The sequence below is a fragment of the Dyadobacter sp. genome (assembly GCF_051859145.1).
Classification (GTDB): Bacteria; Bacteroidota; Bacteroidia; order Cytophagales; family Spirosomataceae; genus Dyadobacter.
On record NZ_JBHYGF010000046.1, the window covers coordinates 28,740 to 36,595 of the forward strand.

The 7,856-nt window shown below is 46.7% G+C and carries 8 protein-coding genes and 1 pseudogene; 2 read left to right on the forward strand and 7 right to left on the reverse strand.

Features of this window, described 5'->3' with window-relative positions:
• A pseudogene (locus ACTIE6_RS03955) lies at positions 1-397 on the forward strand (metallophosphoesterase family protein); the annotation flags it as partial.
• A 10-nt stretch (positions 398-407) separates the two neighbouring features.
• Here the strand turns inward: ACTIE6_RS03955 and ACTIE6_RS03960 are convergent.
• A complete protein-coding gene (locus ACTIE6_RS03960; RefSeq protein WP_439555388.1) occupies positions 408-617 on the reverse strand; it encodes a hypothetical protein in 210 nt (69 codons plus the stop codon).
• Positions 618-792: 175 nt separating this feature from the next.
• On the opposite strand from ACTIE6_RS03960, the gene ACTIE6_RS03965 reads away from it, so the two are divergent.
• A complete protein-coding gene (locus ACTIE6_RS03965) occupies positions 793-2,253 on the forward strand; it encodes a gluconokinase (protein WP_439555389.1) in 1,461 nt (486 codons plus the stop codon).
• Between the two features lie 8 nt (positions 2,254-2,261).
• On the opposite strand, the gene ACTIE6_RS03970 is transcribed toward ACTIE6_RS03965, so the two are convergent.
• The 6 genes from ACTIE6_RS03970 to ACTIE6_RS03995 all read right to left on the reverse strand — a co-directional run.
• Positions 2,262-3,875 (reverse strand): PepSY-associated TM helix domain-containing protein, encoded by a 1,614-nt coding sequence (locus ACTIE6_RS03970; protein WP_439555390.1) that lies wholly within the window; start codon positions 3,873-3,875, stop codon positions 2,262-2,264.
• 2 nt (positions 3,876-3,877) lie between these two features.
• Positions 3,878-4,159 (reverse strand): hypothetical protein, encoded by a 282-nt coding sequence (locus tag ACTIE6_RS03975; RefSeq protein WP_439555391.1) that lies wholly within the window; start codon positions 4,157-4,159, stop codon positions 3,878-3,880.
• Positions 4,149-4,544: a hypothetical protein gene (locus ACTIE6_RS03980; RefSeq protein WP_439555392.1), complete on the reverse strand. Its 396-nt coding sequence runs from the start codon at positions 4,542-4,544 to the stop codon at positions 4,149-4,151. Before ACTIE6_RS03980 ends, ACTIE6_RS03975 begins: the two co-directional genes overlap by 11 nt.
• Positions 4,545-6,944 carry a TonB-dependent siderophore receptor gene (locus ACTIE6_RS03985; RefSeq protein ID WP_439555393.1) on the reverse strand — a complete coding sequence of 800 codons (2,400 nt, stop codon included), beginning with the start codon at positions 6,942-6,944 and terminating at the stop codon, positions 4,545-4,547. It lies immediately after the preceding gene.
• A gap of 188 nt (positions 6,945-7,132) precedes the next feature.
• Positions 7,133-7,543, reverse strand: a complete 411-nt coding sequence (locus ACTIE6_RS03990; RefSeq protein ID WP_439555394.1) for a c-type cytochrome — start codon at positions 7,541-7,543, stop codon at positions 7,133-7,135.
• A 7-nt stretch (positions 7,544-7,550) separates the two neighbouring features.
• Positions 7,551-7,856, reverse strand: a 306-nt coding sequence (locus ACTIE6_RS03995) for a PQQ-dependent sugar dehydrogenase (RefSeq protein WP_439555395.1), incomplete at its 5' end; no start/stop codon positions are given.

Below are 7,856 nucleotides of genomic sequence, written 5' to 3' on the forward strand. Positions count from 1 at the left end.
CAAAGAGTTGCTAGGCGAGGCAAACCGGCAGATTATCTGGATCTGGGGGCATGATCACCGGCTGGTTATTTATGATATGGTCAAAAATGGCAACGGACCTGTTGCGTACGGGCGCTGCATTGGTCACGGCGGCTTGCCCGTGGAGATTAAAATGCCCGATGCAGCAGATATCAGTAAAATCAAATACTACGATCGCCGCGTCAGAACGGTTATTAAGAGGCATTCATTAGGGTACAACGGATTTGCGCGCGTTCGGCTCAAAGCTGAGAATTTGAAGATCGAGTACCGCGACCTTGAAGATACCTGCGTGTTTGAAGAATCCTGGACGGTTAACAAAGAGAATGGCCAGCTCTCTTGGGAAATTATTCATTCACTCCCGGAGCTGGCCATTCAGTAATGCAGGCGGATTAATGTCCGGCTGTTATGTCGGTGTGATGCCCGGCGTCGTGGCTGTTGTCACGGTAGAATGCGGCAAAAGTGACCACAAGCCCGATTGTTCCGACAATGAAAACGAACAAATCTGCAAATACTGCAAGGATAACAAACAGGATTACAAATGCAGCAACGTATGCAAAGCTGGATAATCCGGTGGTTTCGGTATGTGGTGTTTCAGACATTTTATAAAGCTATTATTGAGATCGATTCCTTCGCGAAAATAATAATTACTGCCCAAGTTTCTGGTTTTTGGGACTGTTTTTTTGATAACAGCTGTTATTCCATAGTTTTGTTTGAATAAAATTTGCGGCTAGTCCAAGTCAAAAACTGATCCTGCTGCTGCTAAAATGACGTGCAATGCCCTACATGATCGGTTGTGATATCGGCACAACAAATGCCAAGTCCGTTGCTTTTGATTCGGTTTCCGGAAATATCCTGGCTATTCACAGTGAAGGCTATGAAATGAATCACCCAAGCCCGGATTGGAGCGAACAGGATCCCGAGGAGATTTTTCAGGCTGTTTGTAATACTTTGAAAAAAGTCACCACGGAAGTAGGCAAAAGCAATGAGCTTCTTGGTATTTCTTTCAGTGCCGCTATGCACGGTGTTCTGGCACTGGATGCAAATGGAAAGCACCTTACCGCGCTGGTAATCTGGGCCGATAACCGCAGTTCCGATATTGCGGTCAAATTACGGGCCTCTCAAATCGGAAAGAAGATCTATCACAACAATGGCACCCCCATTCACGCGATGGCGCCGGTATGTAAGTTGCTGTGGTTCAAAAAGAACGAGCCGGATATATACCGTAAGGCAAAACGGTTTGTAAGTATCAAGGAATACGTAATCTATCGCCTCACCGGGCAGTTTCTGATCGACTATTCCATTGCATCGGCTACGGGCATGTTCAATATCCGCGAATTGCAATGGGATCCTTATACCCTCAAAAAGCTGGGACTGAAAACGGAAAAACTTTCAAAAGCAGTCTCGCCTTATCATGTAGAAGAAATCTCCGGCGAGAATCCTGCGGGACTGCCGGCGGGCACCAGACTGATCATGGGCGCGAGCGACGGCTGTCTGGCAAACCTCGGCAGCGGGGCGATCAGTCCAGGCTCCATGGCGGTTACGATCGGTACCAGCGCAGCGGTTCGAATTTGCTCCGATAAACCTTATTCTGACCCGTTAATGCAGACTTTCTGCTATTTGCTGGATGAGAAAACCTACATCGTAGGCGGACCTTCCAACAATGGGGCGGTCATTTTTGAATGGCTGGTTAATACCTTTTTTCCGAATGAAGAATTTGACAATGTGATCAAAGAAGCTTCCGGAGTACCAGCCGGGGCTGACGGGCTGCTTTTTTATCCTTACTTACTGGGAGAGCGGGCTCCGCTGTGGAGCTCTACGGTGAGAGGCGGGTTTTCGGGGCTGGATATATTGCATACACGCGCCCATTTTGCACGGGCTGTGATGGAAGGGATTATGCTCAATCTCTATGGAATTGCCAAAATCCTGCCTGATATGCAGACCATTAAAACCATTTATGCCAATGGTGGTTTTGCGCGCAGTGCGGTTTGGGTCCAAATGCTTTCTGATGTTTTCGGGATCAAGGTAAAGCTGAATGAAACCGTGGAGACGGGTGCTGTGGGCGCGGCGATGATCGGACTGAAAGCACTGGGCATTTACGAGCAGTTTTCAGATATGAAGTCTTTTACAACAGTCGGTCAGGAATTTGATCCAGGAAAAGCGGCGCACGATGTTTATGAATCCCTGAACAAGCAATTCAACAAAGGCGCGCAGCTTATGCTGTCACACGCGGTTTGAGTAGGTAACTACCATTGAAGCGCCTTCTTTTTTGTAAATCCCTCTTGATATTCTGCCTGCGCCGGAATCCGTGCTGGCCTTTTATGCATCATTCTGGCGAGTGCAAGTGACGTTATTCCGGTAACAAGCCAGAAAAGGTCTGTAAAAGCTACGTACAGATTGCCTTCGTCCAGCATTTTCCAAAACCAATCGCCGGTTACAACGCCATTTACAAATGGTATAAGAATCGAGAATGCGCCTCCCGCGAGTAAATTGAACCACGTAAGCCGGGCTTCTGTCTTAAACAACAGACTGATAACCGCCAGTACCAGCCAGGAGACGAAAAAGGTTGTATTAACTAGCAATACGTGATTTTTCAATGCAGGTATCAGCAGCTCACTGTTGAACAAAACTGCAACTGCCGGAAAAAGGGAGAAGCAAATAGCCAGGTAGACCATGGTAACCCGGTGATGAAAACGCTTTTGTTCGGTGGTGTAATTCTTCTTGTTGCGTGCTTCTTTCCACAGCAATATGCCGCTGATGATGACGAAACAGGTAAAAAGTGCCAGGAGGAAGTATATGCTTTTTAACAAAAATCCACCGAAAGTCGCAAAATGCAGCTTGGCAATGCCAAACAGTACCGATTGTGTATAGTTTTTCTTGCCCGGCAAAAGATCAAGTTCAGTCTGCCCCGTTTTCAATCTCACCGAGATATACCCGTCACTTGTGAAGGAGCGGTCGTTGGACATGGAGAGGGTAAGAAGCGCGTCTTCGCGGTCGTAGTTTTTAAGTTGTAAAAATTTGAAATGCAGCTCAGGATGCTTTTGCTGAATATCTTGGAGAATTGCTGAAATACCTGGCGTGAATGTGCGGGCCGGAGCATTTGCATTGATGGCGATACCTTCACTCGTTCTGATCATTTCAAATACCTTCTTCTGGTCGCCGCCATAAAACACCATTACCACAGGCAGTAAAATGAGAATGGAAAGCATGTAAAACGCGCCGGTCACTGCGTACATGAGCTGAAATGGTAAACCGATCATCCCGAACACGGTATGTGCATTGGTCCAGATCTGCTTCCAGGTTCCTTTAACAGAAAATCCGTAAAACTTAGAGAAGATATTACGCCAATGAACCAGTACCCCCGTGATCGTGGCGAATAGAAAGAATAATGCGACAAAGCCGGATATGTATCGGCCAATGTAGAAAGGCACCTGATCAAAAAAGTGCAGGCGGTAAAGTGTTTCACCTGTTGTTGATGTTCCTTCTTCGCTGAATGTTTTAGTCTGCGGGGAGTATGCGGTGCTGTAATGCTCTTCTGGTTTACCATTTGGTACAGTCAAATGGCCATAGATCGTGATATGCGGCTCTTTTTCCGAGGGAATTCGTACGATGATATCTTCGGTGAGGTCGAACCGGGGTTTGTTTTTTTTCAATGCAGAAAGTACCTGATTGTAATCAATAGGTTCAGTCAGCTTCTGCCTCGCTACCGGATTTTCCCATTGGTAAAACTCACTTTTAAAAAGGGAGAATGCGCCCGCAAAGAATATCACATACAACCCAAAGCTCAACACAATGCCAGACACGGTGTGCGTGTGAAAAAAAATGTTGTACAGCCGGTTTGAGAGACCTTGTAGCTTCATAATTATCGGAGAAAGTAGGTGAATGCAGACAAAACAGAAATCGCAAGCAGGTAGTATCCCCACACCTTTAAGCCGCTCCTGGCAGCAAAAGCCAGCACCATAAATCCGACCCAGAAAATGAAAAGGGAAAAGGTTGCGGTCATCATCACTTCGGATTTGAATGGAAGCAATGCCGCGGCAAACAAATGGATGGCGAGGGAAAGAAAATAGCCGCCGAGCAGTCCGGCCGTGATTTTCAATGCGCGCTGTCCTCGGGTGGTCAGGTATTCCTTTTTAGCTGGCATAAGTAAAAATGTCGGCGACGAGCAGGATGTGGACGAGTGCTGCCAATATGATAAAGTAACGTTTTCCCAACACCGCTGTAAACGGGATCAGTGACATTGCCAGTGCGCAGGCGGCCAAGGAAAGCAATAAGCCGCTCGTCCATTCTTCCTGATAAACAAAGCGCATAGTGCCGGCCAGCAGCAGCATATTACCTGCTATCCCGGCATACTTTGCCGGAATTTTGATGAGGTAGGAGGGGCAATACTTCGATCTGGAATAATGGAAGTAAACGCCAAGGAGGATCAGGTAAAATGCAACCATAACTATCTTGAAATAGAACCGGGACTCTTTACAAAAGCAGTTCAGGCTGAAAAGCCCGAACTGCTTTGATTGCGGAATGCGCATTTAAAACTTGTAAGCGACGCTGAGGCGGTAGTTTCTCGGTGGCTCAGCCTGCCAGTAATAAGAAGTGATTGGTTTTTTGTCCGATGTAGTGAAGTTGTAAGTACCACCTGTGTACAGGTATTTGTCGAGGATGTTAAATACATTGATTGTAAGGCGGATCTTATCTTTTTCCCAGAACAGACCACCATCCAGTTTGAAGTAATCAGGAAGGTTGTAAGTCGCGTCAGTATTGCTCCATGTTGAGGTAGCGCGGTCGACCAGGTAGGTAAAGCCGCCGGAAATGCCTGCACCTTTCAACGCGCCATTCTGCACTTTATAACCCAGCCACCCATTGGCAGTATGTTTTGCAAAGCCCGGAACCGGATCTCCAACCCTGGCTACCTCTACACCATTGGTCACTCTGGTCACTTCTGAATTCGTATAAGCATAATTGGCAGTCAGGTTTAAGCCTGGCAGGATTGTACCGCGAAGGTCAAACTCGATTCCCTGCGCTCGTTTCTGACCAAGTTCCACGCTGAAACCTGAGTTCGCGGGCTTGGAAGGATCACCTGTCAGCTCATTGTTTTTAAGAATGCGGTAAAATGCAAGCGTTGTGTTCCAGCGTCCATTTGCCCAATCTCTCTTCAAACCAAACTCGGTATTGTTGCCGGTAACCGGCTGTACCTTTCCACCGCTGCTCAACCTTCCTGATTGTGGCAAAAATGCTTGGTCGTAAAGCGCATATACCGACGTGTTTTTGGTAATCGAAATACTTAGCCCGAGGCGAGGAGTGAAATGCTTGGCCTTATCCGGCGCAGCGCCCCATTGTGCCTGGCTCAGATTGGTGTAACGCCCTGCAATCGTCAGCCTGATCTTGTTATCTATAAACCCGAGCTCATCCTGTAAATAAAGACCTGTATACTTTTGGTCCATTAAACCACCTGCTGCTACTGCGCGCGCTTCAAGGTTGAGATCGCGGTTGAATACCGGATATCCATTATTAGGCACTCCGTAAAATGGGTTTTTCTGATCAAACAATCCACCTAGCGTATCAAGTGGAAGTGACTGAGACCAGTCAGCAAAATATTCTTTTGTACCTACATCAATACCTCCCAGCAAGCGGTGTACTACGCCTCCTGTGTTCACTTTCCCATTTACAAACACCTGCCCGAGCGTCATTTCGCTTTTTGCATCCCAGATACCTACCCCGCGCTGAATGCTCGCATCCTCATTAACCAGCCACGGCCACTGGCTGGTACCTGCCATTTGGTAATTCAGGTAAGCCAACTGACCCGTAATCTTCCAGTCTGCATTAAACTCGTGCTGCAGATTGGCAAAAATGCTGTGGTCTGTGATCTTGGTCGGATTAAGTCCTGTGGGCGTAGAGGTATAGTCCCTTGGCAGCGTAGCGTAACCTTCTGGTGAGAAAACGTAAAATGAGCCTACGTCGGTCATTTTGGCGTATTGCAATGCATATTCCGCAGTCAACTTTGTTTTCTCATCAATCTGATAAGTAATCACCGGAGCGATGCTGTAACGGTTATTGTATTCGTTTGGCCGGAAAGAACCCTTGTTCTGACCAGCCAGATTGAGGCGGTAAAGGAATTTTCCATCCTTGCTCAGCTTCCCGTCAAGATCAAGCGTGGCGCGGTACAGATCGTAGCTGCCGATTGTAAATGAAGCTTCGCCTTTGGTTTCGCCGGTCGGCTTTTTGGTAACTACATTGTACAAACCACTCGGGTCGCCGTTTGCCAGCATAAAACCTGCTGGCCCTTTTACAAATTCAATATGGTCCACAAAACTCATATCCTCGGTCAATGGTCCCCAAAACGAGTTCACTACATTAAATCCGTTGCGGAAAGCCTGTATCTGCGAGCCGCGCATCACGATATTGGTATACATATCCCCCCAGTGTTCGATGCGGGTTGCGCCGCTTACGTTGCGGATCAGTCCATCGCTCATACTGATAATCTGCTGGTCTTCCAGCACTTTGGAAGTAACTACCTGCACATTTTGCGGTGTTTCAAGAATGGGTGTGAGCAGTTTCAGGCTGGGCGATAAGTTGTCGTTTTTGTAAGTGTTACCACCCTTTACGATCACTTCCTGCAACTCATTAGCGCTCTCGGCAAGTGTAAATGATACTTCCGTAGTTTCTCCGGCGACAATATCAACCGCTTTTTCCTGCGTAGCTGACCCTACAAAACTGATCAGCAGAATATGTGAGCCCGGCTTCATGCGCTCAATTGTGAATTTTCCTTGAGCATCAGAAACGGCACCTTTTGAAGAACCTTTGATGCCAACCGAAACTGATTCGGCAGGCTGACCGTCGGAGCTCAGTATCTGCCCTGAAACTCTGCCATTTTGGGCAAATGCAGCGGCTGTTGATAATAGAAGTAAGACAAGAATGTATAACTTTTTCATCTAAGTGTAATTGGACTATTGAGTTAATGAGTCGCAAAGATGAAACGCGAATTTTTTCAACACAAGTTTTTATTTAGATTTATTTAAAATAACAAACTGCGGTACAGATGCAGGTTTTTAATTTTAGCCAAATAAAAAAGCCGCACTGTCGAAGCGACAATGCGGCTATGTAAATGTTTGATTCAGAATTACTTCTTCTCTTCTACTGCTTCAACCATTTTCTCGGTAATCATTTTCTTTTCCGACGAATTGCCCCAGGAATTCATAATGTAATTCATCACATCGGCAATCTCGTCGTTGCCAAGTCCGGGGTTGGGCATCATATTGTCGTATTCCACTCCATTCACCTTGATCTTCCCCATCAACCCGAATTTAACGGCTTTGATCCCATTTTCAGGCGTTTTCATGAAGTAATCAGATTTGGCCAGAGGAGGGAAAGTGCCTGTAACACCCTCGCCGGTTCCCATGTGGCAGGTAATGCAATTTTCGGAATAAACCATTTTACCACGCGCAATGCTTTTGGCAAGCTCGTCATCCTGTTGCGGGAAAACGGCTGAGCAAAAGATCACTGCCGAAAGTAATGTCAGGATAATTTTCATGTATTAACTAGCTTTTCGGACTAATACGCACCACTTTTCCGGAGTTCTCAAGAACGACATAAATGTTTCCGTCCCAGCCTTGGCGAACATCGCGTACACGGCCGATTTTGTCGAAAATCACTTCACGTTTAGTTACCTTGTTGCCTTTGATGCTCAGGTGGTGTAGCTGCATAAATTTCAATGAACCCACGATCAGGTCACCTTTCCAATCCTTGAATTTATCGCTGGTCACGAAAGTCATTCCGCAAGGTGCGATAGACGGTCTCCAGAAGATAACCGGCTGCTCCATTCCTGCTTTGGCAGTATCTTTTGA

Coding starts and splice junctions, on each gene's coding strand:
- ACTIE6_RS03985 (WP_439555393.1), bottom strand. CDS start 6,944: ATGAAAAAGTTATACATTCTTGTCTTACTTCTATTATCAACAGCCGCT.
- ACTIE6_RS03970 (WP_439555390.1), bottom strand. CDS start 3,875: ATGAAGCTACAAGGTCTCTCAAACCGGCTGTACAACATTTTTTTTCAC.
- ACTIE6_RS03965 (WP_439555389.1), top strand. CDS start 793: ATGCCCTACATGATCGGTTGTGATATCGGCACAACAAATGCCAAGTCC.
- ACTIE6_RS03960 (WP_439555388.1), bottom strand. CDS start 617: ATGTCTGAAACACCACATACCGAAACCACCGGATTATCCAGCTTTGCA.
- ACTIE6_RS03980 (WP_439555392.1), bottom strand. CDS start 4,544: ATGCGCATTCCGCAATCAAAGCAGTTCGGGCTTTTCAGCCTGAACTGC.
- ACTIE6_RS03990 (WP_439555394.1), bottom strand. CDS start 7,543: ATGAAAATTATCCTGACATTACTTTCGGCAGTGATCTTTTGCTCAGCC.
- ACTIE6_RS03975 (WP_439555391.1), bottom strand. CDS start 4,159: ATGCCAGCTAAAAAGGAATACCTGACCACCCGAGGACAGCGCGCATTG.